General features: G+C 63.6%; 16 protein-coding genes. 9 read left to right on the top strand and 7 right to left on the bottom strand.

Annotated features, from left to right (window positions below):
• Positions 1–30: 30 nt before the first annotated feature.
• Positions 31–2,295 carry a bifunctional 23S rRNA (guanine(2069)-N(7))-methyltransferase RlmK/23S rRNA (guanine(2445)-N(2))-methyltransferase RlmL gene (gene rlmKL, locus POS17_RS09375; RefSeq protein WP_060838300.1) on the bottom strand — a complete coding sequence of 755 codons (2,265 nt, stop codon included), beginning with the start codon at positions 2,293–2,295 and terminating at the stop codon, positions 31–33.
• Between the two features lie 545 nt (positions 2,296–2,840).
• Between rlmKL and rmf the strand changes: the two genes are divergently transcribed.
• On the top strand, positions 2,841–3,056 hold the full coding sequence (gene rmf, locus POS17_RS30780; protein ID WP_016965693.1) for a ribosome modulation factor: 216 nt from the start codon (positions 2,841–2,843) through the stop codon (positions 3,054–3,056).
• Positions 3,057–3,186: 130 nt separating this feature from the next.
• Here the strand turns inward: rmf and POS17_RS09370 are convergent, their stop codons facing one another.
• Positions 3,187–4,206 carry a quinone-dependent dihydroorotate dehydrogenase gene (locus tag POS17_RS09370; protein WP_060838299.1) on the bottom strand — a complete coding sequence of 340 codons (1,020 nt, stop codon included), beginning with the start codon at positions 4,204–4,206 and terminating at the stop codon, positions 3,187–3,189.
• Between the two features lie 230 nt (positions 4,207–4,436).
• On the opposite strand from POS17_RS09370, the gene POS17_RS09365 reads away from it, so the two are divergent.
• From POS17_RS09365 to cobA, 8 genes are all read left to right on the top strand, one after another.
• Positions 4,437–5,648 (top strand): CmpA/NrtA family ABC transporter substrate-binding protein, encoded by a 1,212-nt coding sequence (locus POS17_RS09365; RefSeq protein ID WP_060838298.1) that lies wholly within the window; start codon positions 4,437–4,439, stop codon positions 5,646–5,648.
• 15 nt (positions 5,649–5,663) lie between these two features.
• Positions 5,664–6,239 carry an ANTAR domain-containing response regulator gene (locus POS17_RS09360; protein ID WP_060838297.1) on the top strand — a complete coding sequence of 192 codons (576 nt, stop codon included), beginning with the start codon at positions 5,664–5,666 and terminating at the stop codon, positions 6,237–6,239.
• Between the two features lie 342 nt (positions 6,240–6,581).
• Positions 6,582–7,793, top strand: a complete 1,212-nt coding sequence (locus POS17_RS09355; RefSeq protein WP_060838296.1) for a nitrate/nitrite transporter — start codon at positions 6,582–6,584, stop codon at positions 7,791–7,793.
• 7 nt (positions 7,794–7,800) lie between these two features.
• Positions 7,801–9,471, top strand: a complete 1,671-nt coding sequence (locus POS17_RS09350) for a bifunctional protein-serine/threonine kinase/phosphatase (RefSeq protein ID WP_060838295.1) — start codon at positions 7,801–7,803, stop codon at positions 9,469–9,471.
• A gap of 632 nt (positions 9,472–10,103) precedes the next feature.
• Complete coding sequence (nirB, locus tag POS17_RS09345; protein ID WP_060838294.1) at positions 10,104–12,557, top strand: nitrite reductase large subunit NirB; 2,454 nt, start codon at positions 10,104–10,106, stop codon at positions 12,555–12,557.
• Complete coding sequence (gene nirD, locus POS17_RS09340) at positions 12,554–12,871, top strand: nitrite reductase small subunit NirD (RefSeq protein ID WP_060838293.1); 318 nt, start codon at positions 12,554–12,556, stop codon at positions 12,869–12,871. Before nirB ends, nirD begins: the two co-directional genes overlap by 4 nt.
• Positions 12,871–15,588, top strand: a complete 2,718-nt coding sequence (locus POS17_RS09335; RefSeq protein ID WP_060838292.1) for a nitrate reductase — start codon at positions 12,871–12,873, stop codon at positions 15,586–15,588. The genes nirD and POS17_RS09335 overlap by 1 nt, the downstream gene beginning before the upstream one ends.
• A gap of 9 nt (positions 15,589–15,597) precedes the next feature.
• Positions 15,598–16,338, top strand: a complete 741-nt coding sequence (gene cobA / locus POS17_RS09330) for a uroporphyrinogen-III C-methyltransferase (RefSeq protein WP_060838291.1) — start codon at positions 15,598–15,600, stop codon at positions 16,336–16,338.
• A gap of 77 nt (positions 16,339–16,415) precedes the next feature.
• Here cobA and POS17_RS09325 read toward each other — a convergent pair whose 3' ends face one another.
• The 5 genes from POS17_RS09325 to POS17_RS09305 form a co-directional block, all read right to left on the bottom strand.
• Positions 16,416–17,396 (bottom strand): OmpA family protein, encoded by a 981-nt coding sequence (locus POS17_RS09325; protein ID WP_060838290.1) that lies wholly within the window; start codon positions 17,394–17,396, stop codon positions 16,416–16,418.
• Between the two features lie 107 nt (positions 17,397–17,503).
• The gene (sigX, locus tag POS17_RS09320) at positions 17,504–18,094 is read right to left on the bottom strand and encodes an RNA polymerase sigma factor SigX (RefSeq protein ID WP_011060195.1); all 591 of its coding nucleotides are present in this window, start codon (positions 18,092–18,094) and stop codon (positions 17,504–17,506) included.
• An 87-nt stretch (positions 18,095–18,181) separates the two neighbouring features.
• Positions 18,182–19,006, bottom strand: a complete 825-nt coding sequence (locus POS17_RS09315; RefSeq protein ID WP_016964357.1) for a mechanosensitive ion channel family protein — start codon at positions 19,004–19,006, stop codon at positions 18,182–18,184.
• Between the two features lie 2 nt (positions 19,007–19,008).
• Positions 19,009–19,254, bottom strand: coding sequence for a hypothetical protein (locus POS17_RS09310; protein WP_060838289.1), 246 nt, complete (start codon positions 19,252–19,254; stop codon positions 19,009–19,011).
• Between the two features lie 63 nt (positions 19,255–19,317).
• Positions 19,318–20,313 carry a zinc transporter ZntB gene (locus POS17_RS09305; RefSeq protein ID WP_060838288.1) on the bottom strand — a complete coding sequence of 332 codons (996 nt, stop codon included), beginning with the start codon at positions 20,311–20,313 and terminating at the stop codon, positions 19,318–19,320.
• Positions 20,314–20,327 lie beyond the last annotated feature (14 nt).

The following is a 20,327-nucleotide window of genomic DNA, read 5'->3' as shown; positions in this document are numbered from 1 at the left end:
AAATCGGGCCTTGGGGGACTTATCCGGCCATCAGCGGGCGGTGATTTTCCAGGCCCGGTGAATCTTGCTGTTGCGGGCAAAATCCGGGTCGATGGTTTTTGCCGTGATCTCTTCGACCTGATAACGCGTCGCGAGGTTCTCATCCAACTGGAACTTGCGGAAGTTGTTGGAGAAGTACAGCACGCCACCCGGGGCCAGGCGCGCCATGGCCAGGTCCAGCAACTGCACCTGGTCGCGCTGCACGTCGAACACCCCTTCCATGCGCTTGGAGTTGGAGAAGGTCGGCGGGTCGATGAAGATCAGGTCGAACTCGTCGCGGCAGCTGTCCAGCCAGGCCATCACGTCGCCCTGCTCCAGGCGGTTCTTGTCGGAGAAACCGTTGAGCGAGAAGTTGCGTCGCGCCCAGTCCAGGTAGGTTTTCGACAGGTCGACACTGGTGGTGCTGCGCGCCCCGCCCTTGGCCGCATGCACGCTGGCCGTGGCGGTGTAGCAGAACAGATTGAGGAAGCGCTTGCCGGCGGCCTCCTGCTGAATCCGCATGCGCATCGGCCGGTGATCGAGGAACAGCCCGGTATCCAGGTAGTCGGTGAGGTTCACCAGCAGCTTGACCCCGCCTTCGCGGACTTCGGTGAACTGGCCCTGGGCACTCTGGCGCTCGTATTGCTTGGTGCCGCTCTGACGCTCGCGACGCTTGATCACCACCCGGCTCTTGTCCACGTTCAGCGCCTGGGGAATCGCCGCCAGGGCATCGAACAGACGGGCCTGGGCCTTCTCCGGGTCCACCGACTTGGGCGCCGCGTATTCCTGCACATGCACCCAGTCCTGATACAGATCGATGGCCAGGGAGTACTCCGGCATGTCGGCATCGTAGACCCGGTAGCACTCGACGCCTTCGCGCTTGGCCCATTTGCCCAGCTGCTTGAGGTTCTTCTGCAAGCGGTTGGCGAACATCTGCCCGCCTTCGCTCAAGCGTGCCTGTTCGACCACCGGGGCCGGAGCCGGTGCCGGCTTGATCGGATTGCCATTCTTGTTGAACTGGCGCACTGGTGCCTCGTCCGCGGCGGCCTGGGCCTGCTCGCGTTCCACCTGACGCTGTTCGGCGGTGCGCCGCTCGCCGGTGACGAACTGATCCGGCAGGACCTTGATCAGCAACAGCTTGCACGGCAAGGCGCCGTTCCAGAACGAGTACTGCTTGTGGCTGCGGATGCCCATGCGCTTGCCCAGGTCCGGAGCGCCGGTGAACACCGCCGCCTCCCAGTTGAGACAGGCCTGACGCAGGCGTTCACCGAGGTTCTGGTAGAGGTACAGCAGGCTGGCTTCATCACCCAGGCGCTCGCCGTAGGGCGGGTTGCAGATCACCAGGCCTTTCTGGTTCTGGTCCGGACGCGGTTCGAAGGTGCCGACTTCACCCTGATAGATCTTGATCCAATCGCTCAGGCCGGCACGCTCGACGTTGTTGCGACCCGGCTGGATCAGGCGCGGATCGGCCTCATAACCACGGATCCACAACGGCGGCCTGGCCAGGCCGGCCTGGGCCCGGGCCAGCGCTTCGTCATGCAGCTTGCGCCACAGCGCCGGCACGTGGCCGAGCCAGGCGGTGAAGCCCCACTGCTCGCGCTTGAGGTTGGGCGCGATGTCGGCGGCGATCATCGCGGCTTCCACCAGGAAGGTGCCGACACCGCACATCGGGTCGGCCAGGGCGCCGCCCTGGGCGGCAATACGTGGCCAGCCGGCACGGATCAGGATCGCCGCCGCCAGGTTTTCCTTGAGCGGCGCGGCGCCTTGCTGCAGACGATAGCCACGCTGGTGCAGGCTGTGGCCGGACAGGTCCAGGGAGAGAATGGCTTCGCCGCGATCCAGGCGCAGGTGGATGCGCAGGTCCGGGTTGAGCTTGTCCACCGAAGGACGCTCGCCGGTCGGGGTGCGCAGTTTGTCGACGATGGCGTCCTTGACCTTCAAGGCGCCGAAGTGGGTGTTGTCGATCCCCGAACCATGGCCGCTGAATTCCACCGCCAGGGTGCCGTCAGCCAGCATGTGGTCCTGCCAGTCGACATCCAGCACGCCGTGGTAGAGGTCCTCGGCATCCTTCATCGGGAAGCGCTTGAGCACCAGCAGCACCCGGTTGGCCAGGCGCGACCACAGGCACAGGCGATAGGCCGTCTCCATGTCGGCCATGCCGCGCACGGCAGAAGTGTGCTCACGCGCTTGCTCAAGGCCAAGCCCGACGGCTTCCTCGATCAGCAGGCCTTCAAGGCCTTTGGGGCAGGTGAGGAAGAGTTCGTAACGATCCGACATGGGAGTACCAGGGCCTTTGGCAATAAGTGAACGGGCAACGCATCGCCCGCTCGGTTTTCAATCAAGCGCTTTTCTTCAAGAGCGCTCGTGTGGCACGAAACTGTGCCGTCCCACCCCGGCAGGCAGGCTTTCTTGCAGGGCAAAAGAGCTTTGAGGCCGGGACAGATAAAAAGTCAGGGCAACAAAATGACATAAGTCGACCCTTCGTCGAATAGTAGTTGAGTGCAACCGTTCGACATTCTCACTAAAGCATTAACCTCATCATCTAGTCAGAGGCTGATCACAGCGGGCTTCGCCTGACAAACAGGCGACAAAACCACTCCCGGCTTATGGCCTGGACAGCAATATCGTTACGTCCTTATGACAAAACGATCATTCACTTGCTGTGACCTATTGGTTAGAACTCACCACAGGTTGACGCCGCAATGACGTCAACATCAAAGCTCGCCACGCCGGCAGCGAGCACCAACGGCAGAGACATTCTGCCCGACCTCAGAAGAAGGTCGACGGGACATAAAGCAGTCAACAAGTGAGGGAAACACCCTATGAGAAGACTAAAGCGTGATCCGTTGGAAAGAGCATTTTTACGCGGATATCAGTATGGCGTTAATGGCAAGTCCCGTGAGCTTTGCCCATTTACTCTACCGTCGGTACGCCAAGCCTGGATCAACGGCTGGCGCGAAGGACGCGGCGACAACTGGGACGGTATGACAGGCACTGCGGGCATCCACAGACTCAACGAACTTCGCGCTGTCGGCTGATCAGGGCACATTCCGACACCTACAACTTGAATAGATGACGACTTAACCACGCACGCCCCATCCGGGCGGCGGGCTTCGGCCCAGGGGCTCCTTCGAGGAGCCCTTTTTTATGCCTGCCGTCCTTGCCCTCTCAGCCCATGGCCGCGATAGCGTCCACCGACTCGCGAATCAACGCCGGGCCCTTATAGATGAAGCCCGAATACAGCTGCACCAGGCTGGCACCCGCGGCGATTTTCTCAGCCGCGTGCTTGCCTTCGGTGATGCCGCCCACGGCAATGATCGGCAAACGGCCGGCCAGCTCTGCGGCCAACACCTTGACCGTATGGGTGCTCTTGTCGCGCACCGGCGCGCCAGACAGGCCGCCCGCCTCATCACCATGCTCCAGGCCTTCGACGCCTTCGCGACTCAGGGTGGTGTTGGTGGCGATCACCGCATCCATGCCGGTTTCCAGCAAGGCCCGGGCCACTTCCACGGTTTCTTCATCGCTCATGTCCGGAGCGATCTTGATCGCCAGCGGCACCCGCTTGCCGTGGATAACCGCCAGCTCCTGCTGGCGCCGGCTCAGGGCCGCCAAAAGCTGCTTGAGCGACTCGCCAAATTGCAGGCTGCGCAGCCCCGGCGTGTTGGGCGAGCTGACGTTGACCGTGACATAGCTGGCATGGGCGTAGACCTTGTCCAGGCAGATCAGGTAGTCGTCCACCGCCCGCTCCACCGGGGTATCGAAGTTCTTGCCGATATTGATCCCCAGCACGCCCTTGTATGACGAAGCGGCAACTCGCGACAGCAGGTTATCGACCCCCAGGTTGTTGAAGCCCATGCGATTGATGATGGCTTCGGCCTGGGGCAGGCGGAAGATCCGCGGCTTGGGGTTGCCCGGCTGCGGACGCGGGGTGACGGTGCCGATCTCGACAAAACCGAAACCCAGCTGGGCAAAGCCGTCGATGGCCGCACCGTTCTTGTCCAGGCCGGCGGCCAGACCCACCGGGTTGGCAAACTCCAGGCCCATGACCTTGACCGGCAACTGGGCCGGCGCCTTGCACAGCAGACCGTTAAGCCCCAAACGCCCGCCCGCACCGATCAGGTCCAGGGACAGATCGTGGGAGGTTTCCGGGGAGAGTTTGAACAGCAGCTGGCGGGCCAGGGTATACATGGGCGGGATGAACTCGGTTGGCGGCGAAATTGGCCGCCGATTATAGCCGCGCCCGGGGCTTGCAGGCGAGGCGCACAAGCAAATCCCCGGCAATGGCATATGCCTTGCACCCCTTTTGCGCATCAAACCCGAGCCAATGGCGGCCCGGGCTCAAGGACAACGGCGTCGTCACCTGCGCGGGCTTGGCCCGGCCCGCGGGTACGACGCTTTTTTATGCAAGGTGCCCCGTCATGACTGAACGCCCAAACACCCCGCTGGCCTGGGTCAACGGCAGCGATGCCCCGGAAAAGTCCGCCATCGACCTGGGCTTCATGGCCCTGACCGATTGCGCCTCGGTGGTGGTCGCCGCCACCCAGGGCTTCGCCCAGCCCTACGGACTGACCCTGAACCTCAAGCGCCAGAGCTCCTGGGCCAGCCTGCGGGACAAGCTGGTGAGCGGCGAACTGGATGCCGCCCACAGCCTGTACGGCCTGATCTACGCGGTGCACCTGGGCATCGGCGGGACCAGCCACTGCGACATGGCGGTGCTCATGGGCCTGAACCAGAACGGCCAGAGCATCAACCTGTCCCGCGAGCTGCAGGCCCTCAAGGTGACCAGCCCTGAAGCACTCGACCGCCACGTGCACCAAAGCCGGGCGCGCCTGACCTTCGCCCAGACCTTCCCCACCGGCACCCACGCCATGTGGCTCTACTACTGGCTGGCCAGCCAGGGCATCCACCCGCTGCAGGATGTCGACAGCGTGGTGGTGCCGCCGCCGCAGATGGTCGCCCACCTGCAGGCCGGGCGCATCGACGGTTTCTGTGTCGGCGAGCCGTGGAGCGCCAGCGCGGTGCAGCAGGACCTGGGCTTCACCCTGGCCACCAGCCAGGCGATCTGGCCCGACCACCCGGAAAAGGTCCTCGGCTGCACCCGCGCCTTCGTCGAGCAATACCCCAACACCGCCCGCGCCCTGGTGATGGCGATCCTAGAAGCCAGCCGCTTCATCGAGCAAAGTCCGGAAAACCGCCGCAGCACAGCCCTGCTCCTGAGCGCCGCCGACTACCTGAATGCCCCGCTGGCCTGCATCGAACCGCGACTGCTGGGGGACTACGCCGACGGCCTGGGCAATCGCTGGCAGGACCCTCATGCCCTGCGCTTTCACCAGCACGGCACCGTCAACCTGCCCTACCTGTCCGACGGCATGTGGTTCATGACCCAGTTCCGCCGCTGGGGCCTGCTGCGCGAGGACCCGGACTACCTCGGCGTCGCGCGCCAGGTGCAACAGCTGGAGCTGTACCGCGAAGCCGCCGGCGCGCTGGGCATCGCCGCCTGGGGCCAGGACATGCGCAGCAGCCAACTGATCGACGGCAAGGTCTGGGACGGTTCACAGCCTGCCGCCTATGCCCGCAGCTTCCGCCTGCACGCCCTCAACGACTCACCGTCCCTTGTCGCCCAGCGCTGACCGGAGCCCGCCACCATGCTGCGTATCCTGCTGATCAACGACACCGCGAAGAAAGTCGGCCGGCTCAAGGCTGCTCTGAGCGAGGCCGGCTTCGAGGTGATCGACGAATCCGGCCTGACCATCGATCTGCCCGGACGCGTCGAAACAGTGCGTCCGGACGTGATCCTGATCGATACCGAGTCACCCAGCCGCGACGTCATGGAGCAAGTGGTGCTGGTCAGCCGCGACCAGCCCCGGCCCATCGTGATGTTCACCGACGAGCACGACCCGGGGGTGATGCGCCAGGCAATCAAGTCCGGGGTCAGCGCCTATATCGTCGAAGGCATCCAGGTCCAGCGCCTGCAACCCATCCTCGACGTGGCCATGGCGCGCTTTGAAAGCGACCAGGCCCTGCGCGCGCAACTCCAGGCCCGGGACCAGCAACTGGCCGAACGCAAGCGCATCGAACTGGCCAAGGGCCTGCTGATGAAAATGAAGGACTGCGACGAAGAACAGGCCTACACCCTGATGCGCCGCCAGGCCATGAGCAGGCAGCAGAAACTGATCCAGGTGGCGGAACAGATCATCGCCATGCAGGAACTGCTGGGCTGACCTGCGCCCCGTAGGAGCCGGCTTGCCGGCGAATAGGCCTCTGAACCTTGTGCCAGTCTTGAGGGCGCCTTCGCTGGCAAGCCAGCTCCTACAGCGAGCCTGCCCATGCCAGCCAACATGGCCGCCGGTTGGCTCGGCTCTTGCTTTCAAATCCACGACGGTAACCAACGGCGGTTGCCCACCTACGACAAAGACGTCGCGCGCCCTGCTCGCCCACCGCGAGCCGGACGCCGACGTCTTTGTCGTTCTGGCCCCACTGAACGGGGCCGGTGGCGCGGCTGCACGGCGCTCCACCTGCAAGCTCATGACGGCTCCAACGACCCCTATCAGCTGAGGTGCGCGATGAATTCAAGCTTCTGGAAATCCGGCCATACCCCGACCCTGTTTGCAGCCTTCCTGTATTTCGACCTGAGCTTCATGGTCTGGTACCTGCTGGGCCCTCTGGCGGTGCAGATCGCCGCCGATCTGCACCTGAGCACCCAGCAACGCGGCCTGATGGTGGCGACGCCAATCCTCGCCGGTGCGGTGCTGCGCTTCATCATGGGCCTGCTGGCCGACCGCCTGTCACCGAAAACCGCCGGCCTGATCGGCCAGGTGATAGTCATCGGCGCCCTGTTCGTGGCCTGGAAACTGGGCATCCACAGCTATGAACAAGCATTGTTGCTGGGGGTGTTCCTCGGCATGGCCGGTGCTTCTTTCGCAGTGGCCCTGCCCCTGGCCTCGCAATGGTATCCACCGCAACACCAGGGCAAGGCCATGGGCATCGCCGGTGCCGGCAACTCCGGCACCGTGTTCGCCGCCCTGATCGCCCCGCTGCTGGCGGCGGCTTTCGGCTGGAGCAATGTCTTCGGCTTCGCCCTGATCCCGCTGATCCTGACCCTGGCGCTGTTCGCCTGGCTGGCGCGAAACGCTCCCGAGCGCCCTCGCGCCAAGTCCATGGGCGACTACTTCAAGGCCCTGGGCGACCGTGACAGCTGGTGGTTCATGTTTTTCTACAGCGTGACCTTCGGCGGCTTCATCGGCCTGGCCAGCGCCCTGCCCGGCTACTTCAACGACCAGTACGGCCTGAGCCCGGTGACCGCCGGCTACTACACCGCCGCCTGCGTCTTCGGCGGCAGCCTGATGCGCCCCCTGGGCGGCGCCCTGGCCGACCGCTTCGGCGGCATCCGCACCTTGCTGGCGATGTACGGCGTGGCCGTGGTGTGCATCGCTGCCGTGGGTTTCAACCTGCCCAGTTCCTACGCCGCACTGGCCTTGTTCGTCTGCACCATGCTGGGCCTGGGCGCGGGCAATGGCGCGGTGTTTCAACTGGTGCCGCAGCGCTTTCGCCGGGAAATCGGGGTCATGACCGGACTGATCGGCATGGCCGGGGGCATCGGCGGTTTCGCCCTGGCCGCGGGCATGGGCGCCATCAAGCAGAGCAGCGGCAGCTACCAACTGGCCCTGTGGCTGTTCGCCAGCCTCGGAGTCCTGGCCTGGTTCGGCCTGCATGGGGTCAAGCGCCGCTGGAGAACCACCTGGGGCTCCGCCGCCGTCACCGCGGCACGAGTCTGAGCACGTCATGGGCCTGCAACTGAGCCACGCCGAGGCCAGCGCCAGCGGCCCGCGGGCGGAGAACCAGGACGCCCTGCGCCGGGTCACCCCGGCGCCGGAGCTGGCCGCCAGCAAAGGACTGCTGTTCGCCATCGCCGATGGCGTCAGCCAATGTGCCGATGGCGGCCTCGCCGCGCGTTCCAGCCTGCAGGCCCTGGCCCTGGACTACTACGCCACCCCGCAGACCTGGGCCGTGGCCGAAGCCCTGGAACGCCTGCTGAGCGCGCAGAATCGCTGGCTCCAGGCCAATGGCGGCGGCCAGCCCCTGCTCACCACCCTCAGCGCCCTGGTGTTGCGAGGGCAGCGCTTCACCCTGGCCCATGTCGGCGACTGCCGGGTCTATCGCTGGCACCAGCAGCAACTGCAACGCATCAGCCAGGACCATGTCTGGGAGCAACCGGGCATGCAGCATGTGCTCAAGCGCGCCCTGGGCCTGGACCAGCACCTGGTGGTGGATTTTCTCGATGGCGAACTGCGCCAGGGCGAATGCTTCCTGATGCTCAGCGACGGCGTCTGGGCCACCCTGGGCGACAGCGCCATCGCCGCCATCCTGCGCGACCAGCCGGACCTGGACCGCGCGGTGGCCACCCTGGTCAGTGCCGCGCACCTGGCCGGCAGCCAGGACAATGCCAGCGCACTGCTGGTGCGGGTCGACGCACTGGGGGAACGCAGCATTGGCGATGCCCTGCTGCACCTGCGGCAATGGCCCCTGCCACCGCCGCTGAAACCGGGGCAGCAGTTCGAGGGCTGGCAGGTCGAGGCACTGCTCAACCACAGCCGGCAAGCGCTGCTGTATCGGGTGCGTGACGAACAGCAACAGGCCTGGCTGCTGAAAACCCTGCCGGCGGCCCTGCACGACGACCGGGCGGCCTGCCAGGGGTTGCTCTCCGAGGAGTGGCTGCTGCGCCGCGTGGCCGGGCGGCACTTTCCCCAGGTGCACGGCGGCACGGCGCGCCAGCACCTGTATTACCTGATGCGCGAATACCCCGGGCGCACCCTGCAACAGCTGTTTCGCCACAGCGGCCCTTTGCCACTGGACCAGTGGCAATCCCTGGCCGAGCGCCTGTTGCGGGCCGTTGGCCTGCTGCACCGGCGGCAGATCCTGCATCGCGACATCAAGCCGGACAACCTGCTGCTGGGGGACGACGGCGAACTGCGGATTCTGGATTTCGGCCTGGCCTACTGCCCGGGCTTGTCGGCGGACCCGGCGCACCTGCTGCCCGGCACCCCGGGCTACATCGCCCCGGAAGCCTTCACCGGCGAACCTCCGAGCCCGCAACAGGACCTCTATGCGGTGGGCGTCAGCCTGTATTACCTGCTGACCGGGCACTACCCCCACGGCGAGATCGAAGCCTTCCAGCGCCCGCGCTTCGGCGCCGCGGTGCCTCCCAGCCGCTATCGCCCGGACCTGCCGGAATGGCTGGAGCAAAGCCTGGAACGCGGAGTCTGTGCCGACCCCGCCCAGCGCTATGAAACGGCGGAAGAATGGCTGCTGGCGCTGGAACAGGGTGAACGCCGCAGCCTGAGCCCCCGCCCGCGGCCCTGGCTGGAACGGGAGCCGCTGAAGGTCTGGCGAGGCATCGCCCTGCTCGCCCTGCTGCTGAACCTGATGTGGCTGCTGGCCCTGCTGCATCGCTGACGCCACCAGGGGGCGGGCACAACCTTTCAATCTCCCGATAACCTCCAGCCTCCTCAGCCCCACCTACGCCTCCTGCGGAGCCGTTCGCAGCCTGCGGCAGCGGCTACCCCCCCCCTATTGGCAGCTGGTGTAACCGCTGTCGAGCCAAAGCGAGGCTGCGAAACTACCCAAACCCCTTCAGCATTGGCAGCTGGTGTAGCCGCTGTCGAGCCAAAGCGAGGCTGCGAAACTACCCAAACCCCTTCAGCATTGGCAGCTGGTGTAGCCGCTGTCGAGCCAAAGCGAGGCTGCGAAAAGCTCCGCAGGACTTGCCTGGCGATCCCCCACCCAACAGCCGCCGCAAAGAGCCGAAAGAGGGCGTGACGCCTCGATTCGGTGCGCCAGCCGGACTCGGTCGGCACAGAATCGTCACCAGGGCCCGATAAAACCGCGCCCTCGACAACCTGGCACAAGCGCTGCATGACATCAGGCAACAGACATCAAGCCTGGCCTTCAACGACGAAGGCCGGCTTCCCGAGAGAACGGGATCGGACAAAGGCGTCCTCGTCAGGCCACTGACGGGACGCCTTTTTTGTTTGCGCGCAGTTTGTCGAGCCAGGCCCCACTGAACCTGCCTGGCCCCGGAGAAGCCCATGAAAAAACTCAAACTGGTGATGATCGGCAACGGCATGGCCGGGGTCCGCACCCTGGAAGAACTGCTCAAGCTGAGCGACGAGTTGTACGACATCACCGTGTTCGGCGCCGAGCCCCACACCAATTACAACCGCATCCTGCTGTCACCGGTGCTGGCTGGCGAGCAGACGTTCGAGGACATCGTCCTCAACGACCTGGACTGGTACCTGGAGCACAACATCAAGCTGCTGCTCAATCGCAAGGTGGTGGAAATCGACCGGATCAAGCGCCGGGTGATCGCCGACGACGGCAGCCAAGCCGAGTACGATCGCCTGCTGATCGCCACCGGTTCCACGCCCTTTATCCTGCCGATTCCCGGCAAGGACCTGCAGGGCGTGATCGGCTACCGCGATATCGCCGACACCCAGGCCATGATCGACGCCGCCAGGACCCACCAGCACGCGGTGGTGATCGGCGGCGGCCTGCTGGGCCTGGAAGCCGCCAACGGCCTCAAGCTGCGGGGCATGGACGTGACCGTGGTGCACATTGGCCAGTGGCTGCTGGAGCGGCAACTGGACCAGACCAGCGGCCAGTTGCTGCAGAGCGCCCTGGAAAGCCGAGGCCTGAAATTCCGCCTGAGCGAGCAGACCCAGGCGCTGATCGATGCCGGCAACGGCCGGGTCGGGTCGGTGCAGTTCAACAATGGCGACATCATCCCCGCCGACCTGGTGGTGATGGCTGCCGGGATCCGCCCCAACACCGAGCTGGCGGAACGGGCCGGCCTGCCGTGCAACCGCGGGATCCTGGTCAACGACACCCTGCAAACCTTCGACCCGCGCATCTACGCCCTCGGCGAGTGCGCCAGCCACCGCGGCATCGCCTACGGCCTGGTGGCGCCGCTGTTCGAACAGGCCAAGGTCTGCGCCAATCACCTGGCCCAGCTGGGCTTCGCCCGCTACCAGGGCTCGGTGACCTCGACCAAGTTGAAGGTCACCGGCATCGATCTGTTTTCCGCCGGGGATTTCATGGGCGGCGACGGCACCGAAACAATCACCCTCGCCGACCCCATTGGCGGGGTGTACAAGAAGCTGGTGATCAAGGACGACGTGCTGGTGGGCGCCTGCCTGTATGGCGACACCGCGGACGGCGGCTGGTACTTCCGGCAGATCCGCGAGCAGCACGCCATCGGCGAAATCCGCGATCACCTGATGTTCGGCGAGCAGGCGCTGGGCGATGTCGGCCATCAGGGCCAGGACAAGGCCATGAGCATGACCGACAGCGCCGAAGTCTGCGGCTGCAACGGGGTGTGCAAGGGCACCATCGTCAAGGCCATCCAGGAACAGGGGCTGTTCAGCGTCGACGAGGTCAAGAAACACACCAAGGCCGCCAGCTCCTGCGGCTCCTGTGCCGGCCTGGTGGAACAGATCCTGATCAATACCGTGGGCGGCGCGGCGGACGTCAAGCCGAAAAGCGAAAAAGCCATCTGCGCCTGCAGCGACCTGAACCACGGGCAGATCCGCCAGGCGATCCGCGAGCAGCACCTGCTGACCATCGCCAGCACCATGAGCTACCTCAACTGGCGCACCGCCAACGGCTGCGCCACTTGCCGCCCGGCGCTGAACTACTACCTGATTTCCACCTGGCCGGGGGAAGCCCGGGACGATCCGCAATCGCGGCTGATCAACGAACGGGCCCACGCCAATATCCAGAAGGACGGCACCTATTCGGTGGTGCCGCGGATGTGGGGCGGGGTGACCAATCCCTCCGAACTGCGGCGCATCGCCGACGTGGCCGACAAGTACCAGGTGCCCATGGTCAAGGTCACCGGCGGCCAGCGCATCGACCTGCTGGGCATTCGCAAGGAGGACTTGCCCGGGGTCTGGAAGGACCTGGACATGCCGTCCGGCCACGCCTATGGCAAGTCCATCCGCACCGTGAAGACCTGCGTCGGCAGCGAGTTCTGCCGCTTCGGCACGCAGAACTCCACCCAGCTGGGCATCGAGCTGGAGCACGACCTGTTCAACATGTGGTCGCCGCACAAGGTCAAGCTGGCGGTGTCCGGCTGCCCGCGCAACTGCTCGGAAGCCGGGATCAAGGACGTCGGGATCATCGGCGTCGATTCCGGCTGGGAGATGTACATCGGCGGCAACGGCGGGATCAAGACCGAGGTGGCGCAGTTTTTCGTCAAGCTCAAGACCGCCGAAGAGGTGCGCGAGTACAACGGCGCGTTCCTCCAGCTGTACCGCGAAGAAGCCTTCTACCTCGAACGCACCGTGCACTACCTGCAACGGGTCGGCATGGAGCACGTGAAAAAGGCCGTGCTGGAGGACCCCGAGCGGCGCAAGGCACTGAACGAGCGCTTGCAGTTCGCCCTGTCCTTCGAGCAGGACCCATGGCAACAGCGCCTGGCCGAGCCGCAGCTGAAAAAAGAGTACGAATCGATCCCCGTGAAACAACTGGAGGTGCCGGCATGAACTGGCTGGATATCTGCGCCCTGGAAGAGATCAATGCCCTGGGCTCACGCGTGATCAAGGGGCCCCGGGGCGATATCGCGATTTTTCGTACCGGCGACGATCAGGTCTTCGCCCTGGACGATCGCTGTCCGCACAAGGGCGGCCCGCTGTCCCAGGGGCTGATCTACGGCAAGCGCGTGGCCTGCCCCCTGCACAACTGGCAGATCGACCTGGAGTCCGGCGAGGCCCAGGCACCGGACATCGGTTGTGCCCACCGGCATCAGGCACGGGTGGAAGCTGGCCGGGTGCAACTGATCCTGCGGGATGCCGGGTGATGTCGCGCCAGAGCACGGCCTCGACCTGTTGCTACTGCGGAGTCGGCTGCGGCGTGCTGATCGAGCATGACGGCCGGCAGATCCTCGGAGTCAGCGGCGATCCGACGCACCCGGCCAACTTCGGCAAGCTGTGCAGCAAGGGCGCCAGCCTGCACCTGACCGGCGACCCCGGTGCCCGCGCCCTGTACCCGGAGCTGCGCCTGGGCAAGGATCTGGCCCGCAGCCGCTGTGACTGGGACAGCGCCCTGGAACATGCCGCCGGGGTATTTGCCCAAACCATCGCCGAGCACGGCCCGGACAGCGTGGCGTTCTACATCTCCGGGCAGTTGCTGACCGAGGACTACTACGCCTTCAACAAGCTGGCCCGGGCCCTGGTGGGCACCAACAACATCGACAGCAATTCGCGGCTGTGCATGTCCTCGGCGGTGGTGGGCTACAAGCGCAGCCTGGGGGCCGATGCACCGCCCTGCAGCTATGAGGACCTGGAACTGAGCGATTGCGTGATGATCGTCGGCAGCAACATGGCCTACGCCCATCCGGTGCTGTTCCGACGCCTGGAACAGGCCAAAAGCCGGCGCCCGCAGATGAAAGTGCTGGTGATCGACCCGCGTCGCACCGATACCTGCGACCTGGCCGACCTGCACCTGGCGATCCTGCCCGGCACCGACGTGGCCCTGTTCCACGGCCTCCTCCATTTACTGCTGTGGGAAGACTGGATCGACCGCGACTTCATCCGCGAGCACACCGAGGGCCTGGCCGAGCTCAAGGCCCTGGTCCGCGACTACACCCCGCCGATGGTGGCGCAGCTGTGCGGGATCAGCGTCGAACAATTGCAGCAATGCGCGCAATGGATCGGCAACGCGACGAGTTTTCTGTCCCTGTGGTGCATGGGTTTGAATCAGTCCAGCGCCGGCAGCGCAAAAAACAGCGCGCTGATCAATCTGCACCTGGCCACCGGGCAGATCGGCCGCCCCGGCGCCGGCCCCTTCTCCCTCACCGGTCAGCCCAATGCCATGGGCGGGCGCGAAACCGGCAGCCTGAGCAACCTGCTCCCCGGGCACCGGGAGGCCACCGATCCCGAGCATCGCGCAGAAGTCGCCGCCTACTGGGGCGTGGAGCAGTTGCCCGCACGCCCCGGGTTGAGCGCCATCGAGTTGTTTGAACAATTGCGCAGTGGGCGGATCAAGGCCCTGTGGATCGCCTGCACCAACCCGGCGCAGTCGCTACCGGACCAGAATACGGTGCGAGCGGCGCTGCAAGCCTGCCCTTTCGTGGTCCTGCAGGAAGCTTTTGCCACCACGGAAACCGCGGCCTTTGCCGACCTGCTGCTGCCCGCTGCCAGCTGGGGGGAGAAAGAAGGCACGGTGACCAACTCGGAACGCCGGGTTTCTCACGTGCGCCAGGCGGTGCCCGCGCCCGGCGAGGCGCGGCCCGACTGGGCCATTACCCTGGACTTCGCCCAACGCCTGGAGCGCCGCCTGCGTCCCGGCCAGCCGAGCCTGTTTGACTTCAATTGCGCGGCCCAGCTGTTCGATGAGTACAAAGGCCTGACTCAGGGCCGCGATCTGGATCTGTCCGGCCTCAGTCACCACCTGATCGACCGCCTCGGCCCGCAGCAATGGCCCTTTCCCGCCGGTGCGACACAGGGCACGCCACGCTTGTATGGCGACGGCGTGTTTCCCACCGCCTCTGGCCGTGCACGCTTTATCGCCGATCCCTATGTGGCCGCCAAGGAACAGCGAGACGCGCGTTTCCCTCTGACCCTGATCACCGGCCGGCTGCGGGACCAGTGGCACGGCATGAGTCGCACCGGCACTGCGGCGCAACTGTTTGGCCACGTCAGCGAGGCGCTGCTGAGCCTGCACCCGGACGAGTTGCGCCGGCAACGCTTGCGCGAGGGCGATCTGGTGAGCCTGAAAAGTCGGCGTGGCGCTGTGATTGTCGCCGTCGCCAGTGATGACGGCGTGCGCCCCGGCCAGGCGTTCCTGCCGATGCACTGGGGCGATCGCTTCCTCAAGGGCGGGGTCAACGCCGTGACTCAACCGGCCTTCGATCCCCTGTCAAAACAGCCGGAGCTCAAGCACAGCGGCGTGCGCCTGGAACCGGTGCAGTTGCCCTGGCAGTTGTTCGCCCTGATCGAAGGCGGGGTACAGGCCCACTTCAAGGTTCTGCGACCCCTGTGCGAAGCCTTTGCCTATGTCAGCTTCAGCCTGAGCGGTCGCGAGCGTCCGGCCCTGGTGATCCGCGCCGCCCACCAGGAGGCGCCGCAGCCGGCATTGCTCAAGCTGATCGACCAGCAGTTGGGGCTGGAAGGTGGGCCGGTCCTGGCCTACGACGATCCGCGCCGAGCCATCGGCAAGCGCGTGCGTATCGAACAAGGACGGATCACCGCGATCCGACTGGCCGGGGAAACCCTGGCCCAGCACTGGTTGCAGCAGTTGTGGCTCGAAGGCCGCGCCGATGAGCAACTGCGCCGCTGGCTGCTGGCGCCGATGAGCGCCCCGCCGGAAGCCGGCGGCCTGGGCGGGACAGGGGAACGGACCCTGTGCAACTGCAAGAACGTTGGTTATCGGGCGGTCTGTGCCGGTGTCGCTGAAGGCTTGAACCTTGAACAACTGAAACAGCAATTGGGTTGCGGTAGCCAATGTGGCTCCTGCGTGCCGGAGATCAAGCGCCTGCTGGCGGCGGCAGTGCAACCTGCCAGCGTCCCTGGGTGAGGAGTGAATATGAGTGCAAAAGTCTGGCTGGTTGGCGCAGGACCGGGTGATCCGGAGCTGTTGACCCTCAAGGCGGTGCGTGCCCTTGGCGAGGCCGAGGTGGTGCTGATCGATGATCTGGTGAACCACGCTGTGCTGGCGCACTGCCCCGGGGCACGGGTCATTGCCGTCGGCAAACGGGGAGGATGCCGCTCTACCCCGCAAGCCTTCATTCATCGCCTGATGCTGCGCTATGCCCGGCAAGGGCGCTGCGTGGTGCGCCTCAAGGGCGGCGATCCGTGCATCTTTGGTCGCGGCGGCGAAGAAGCCCAGTGGCTCAGGGAACGGGGCATCGAGGTGGAACTGGTCAATGGCATCACCGCTGGGCTGGCGGGCGCCACGCGCTGCGAGATTCCCCTGACCCTGCGCGGCGTCGCCCGGGGAGTGACCCTGGTCACCGCGCACACCCAGGATGACAGCCGCCTGAACTGGCAGGCCCTGGCGCAAGGCGGCACGACCTTGGTGATCTACATGGGCGTGGCCAAGCTGGCGGAGATTGCCGAGCAATTGCGTGAAGGCGGCCTGGCGGCCGATACGCCGGTGGCGATGATTGAAAACGCCTCGCTGCCTGAACAGCGGGAATGTCGCAGCGATCTGGCGGGGATGGAACGGGACGCCCAGCGCTTTGCGCTCAAAAGCCCGGCGATCCTGGTGATTGGGGCTGTGGCGGCCACGGCGTCCGCCCTTGAAGTCTGCGTCGGCCAAGCCTGAGTCGAGGCTCTGGCCGGACAAATCGCAGGCAAAGAAAAACCCGGCCTAGGCCGGGTTTTTCCAAGCTACAAGGCTAATTACTTAGCTTGAGCTTCAACCGAGGCTTCTACGCGACGGTTGATAGCGCGACCAGCTTCAGTTGCGTTGTCGGCAACTGGGCGGGACTCACCGTAACCAACGGATTGAACGCGGTTAGCGCCAACGCCGTACTGGTTGACCAGAACTTGTTTAACGGCGTTTGCACGACGCTCAGACAGCTTCTGGTTGTAAGCGTCAGGACCGACGGAGTCAGTGTGACCTTCAACAACGGTGGTGGTCTGTGGGTACTGCTTCATGAAGTCAGCGAGGTTCTTGATGTCAGCGTAGCTGTTAGGCTTGACGACCGACTTGTCGAAGTCGAACTTCACGTCCAGCTCAACACGAACAACTTCAGCAACTGGAGCTTCTGGAGCTGGTTCTGGAGCTGGAGCCGGTGCTGGAGCAGGAGCTGGAGCAACTTTGCCGCCGCTGCCACCGAAGTTCACACCCAGGCCGATAGTAGGAGCGTAGTCCCACTTGCCGTTGTCCAGCTTGTAGTCAGCTTCAACGCCGGCACGAGCGAACAGGTTGTCGGTGAAGTAGTACTTAACACCAGCGCCTGCAGTCAGGAAAGTCGACTGGTCGCGGCCGCTGTGACCGTCAGCGATCACGTTGGTCATGCTCTTGTGAGCAACACCGCCGGAAACGTATGGACGCAGAGCGTCACCCACGGTACCAAAGTGGTACTGAGCGTTCAGGCCGAAGTTGTCGCCTTTGATCTTCTGGTTACCAGTACCGTCGTTAGAACGGGTGTGGTTGGTCTTGTCGTAGGTAGCGTTCAACGACAGGTCGTCGGTCAGGAAGTAACCGATCGATGCGCCTGGGTTGAAGCCGTCTTCAACGTGATTAACGCTGTCGTTGTACTGTTTTTTGTAAAACAGTTCACCCTCGACCGCGCCTTGGCCTTGCGCCAGAACGCCGAACGAAGTCACGGCAACAATAGAACCAATGGCAATGCCCAAGGTGTTTTTCAGTTTCATCCGTTAAATCCCCATCTGGTGATTGTAAAGCAGTCCCACATACCGGGGGACAACTCGGCGGTAAGTCTATCAGAACTCACCTAGACGTAAGAGATATTTGCGCCGAACTAAGTTTCAGCAATGCCTGCAAATTTCTCACGCAATTTATCAAGAGCACGTTTGTAACGCATTTTTGTAGCACTCAACCCCATGTGCATGATGTCTGCGATCTCCTGGAACTCCAGCTCTGCGACAAATCGTAGCACCAGAATTTCCCGGTCAATCGGGTTCACATGCACCAACCAGCGGTCAAGTCCGCCCTTTTCCTCTGGTTTTGGCGCCTTCTCTTCAGAGGCCTCCTCGAGGGGGTCAAGACTTAAAGCGTCCATCAACCGACGCTTGCGCCGCTCCTTGCGATACTGCGTGATGCATTCGTTGTACGTGATGCTATATAGCCATGTCTTGAACTTCGATTTACCCTCAAAGTTCTTAAGGCCATACAGCACCTTCAACATCACTTCCTGACAGACATCATCCGCATCCCGATCGTTCCCCAGATAACGTGCACAAACATTAAATAGGGTCCTCTGATAGCGTCGCATCAACTCTTCATAGGCGCGTGTTACGTGAAACAGCTCCGTATGTGAGCGCGCAACCAACTCCTCATCAGAGAGCTCACGGGGGTCATAGCGCGTGGATAGCGATTGGGTTTTATTCAAAACGAGTCGTGCCGACAGTCAGGTCAATGTCCGCCGCTGCCCGGTGAGGGCATTTTGCGGCGGCATACATTAGCAGGGTTTGCCGGGTTAGCGGCTACTTACATGCTGCTCCAGCAGGATCCGATTGGACAGAGAGACTAGCTCACCCTCCTCGGTCAGCAATGTAGTTTTAACCGTGCCAATCTCTTCGATCTGGCCTTCGACCTCACCAACACGTACTTGTTGCCCAACCTGGTACAACTCACGCACATAGATTCCCGCAAGAATCTGCCCGGCAATTTCCCGGCTTCCCAACCCCATGGCCAGCGCAACGGCCAGACCAACGGTAATCAATACGATGACGATCACATGGTTGAGCAGGTCGGTTTTGACCTCCAACTGACTGATCGCCACGGAAATACTGATGATGATCACCAGCCCCTGGGCAATGCGCCCCAGGCCACTGGCGTAATCCAGACCTACGCCTTCCGCTGCTCCGCGCACCAGGCCGTTGGCCAGTTGCGCCAACAGAACCCCCACCAACAGCACCAGCGCAGCACCGAAAACCTTCGGCAAATACAGCGCAAGCATGTCGAGCGTAGCCGAAACTCGCTCAAGGCCCAGGGATTCAGCAGCAGATACCAGAAATATAAGCAGGACGAACCAGTAGACAATCTTGCCGATCAAGGTGGAGATCGGCACCTGCAGTCCCGCGCGGGACAGCAATTTGGTCAAGCCGGTACCGCCCATCAGACGGTCCAGACCCAGCTTGGCCAGCAATTTCGACAGCAGGGTGTCCAGCAGCTTGGCCACCACGAAGCCCAGCAACAGCACCACCAACGCGCCGAACAGGTTCGGAATGAAGTTCGCCACCTTGGTCCACAAGGCAGTCATCGCCGTGACGAGGCTCTGCGTCCAGAGATCAAGTTCCATATTCAATCAGCCTTATCAGCAGTGCGAGCAGAAGGTTTACGACGGGATACCGGCGCGATATGGGCCGATCCATTATTCAAGGCGATCATCAGCGCCGGCAGCCAGCGGCCCAGCAAGCTGAACAGATCCCCCGCCCCCACCTGGCGGTTGGCGGTTTTCAGTACGCGGCCCAGGCAGGCGTCATCATCGCGGCTCGATGGCGAGGCTTTGAGCATGTCACGCAAAGACTGTTCAAACGGATCGTGCATACGCACCTCTGGTGATGTCTGGAAAAGACGCGGTCAGTTTTATTCGGGTCACATGACGCATCATCACACCCAGCGCAAACGGCGGAACAACCACCATTGTCCGAGGGCCACCGCCACCAGCAGCAGGCAGGCGATGATGAATCCATAGGGGCTCGCGGAGAACGGAATCCCGCCGACGTTGATCCCCAGAAGACCGGTGAGAAAACTCATGGGCAGGAAGATCCCGGTGATGATCCCGAAGCGGTACATGGTGCGGTTCATGCGCACGCTCAAGCGCCGGTCTTCGGCCTCCAGCACAAGCCCCACGCGCTCTCGGGTCAGTTCCAGCTCTTCCAGGTAGCGGGTCAGGCTGTTGTGCAACTCATTCCAGTAGTCACCATCGTCGACGGCAAACCAGGGCAGTTTTATCCGACTCAACTGGGCAAAAATATCCCGTTGCGGAGCCAGAAACCGCTTCAGCCCGGCAGCCCGGCGTCGGATCTGCAAAATGCTGCCGTGCTCCGGGGTATACCGTTCGTCGGCATCCAGTTTTTCTTCTTCGACATCGACCACTTCAGACAAGTCGCTGACCAGATGCTGCACTTTATGGGTCAGATACTCGGCCATATAAAGGAGCAGTTCGGCAGCGGTTTTCGGCCCCTTGCCTTCGGTCAGTTGCAGCAAAAGCTCGTCAGTGGCGCGCAAAGGCCGCAGACGCAGGGAAATCACCCGCTTGGAAGAGGCGAAGATCCGCACCGACACCATATCCTCAGGCTCGGCCCCCGGATTGAGATTGATGCCGCGCAAGAACAGCAGCAACTCCGAGTCGGGCAAGGACAGCAGGCGCGGCCGGGTATTTTCCTCCAGCAGCAGATCACAGCTGAATTCGCTCAGGCCGCTGGAGCGGCGCAGCCAGGTCTGGGTTTGCGGATGACTGCGATCCCAGTGCAGCCACAGGCTTTCATGGGCCTGCAGCTGCAGATCGTCGAGCTCAGTCCGGGCTATCGAACGCGCACCACCTTCACCATCCAGCACCAGGGCATGCACCAGCCCCCATTGCGCGTTGTCTTCCTCGAACATCCTCATCCCTTGTC

This window comes from Pseudomonas sp. Os17 (genome assembly GCF_001547895.1).
Lineage (GTDB): Bacteria > Pseudomonadota > Gammaproteobacteria > Pseudomonadales > Pseudomonadaceae > Aquipseudomonas.
The sequence above is the reverse complement of the archived record's forward strand: the minus strand, read 5'-3'. Positions and strand labels throughout refer to the sequence as shown.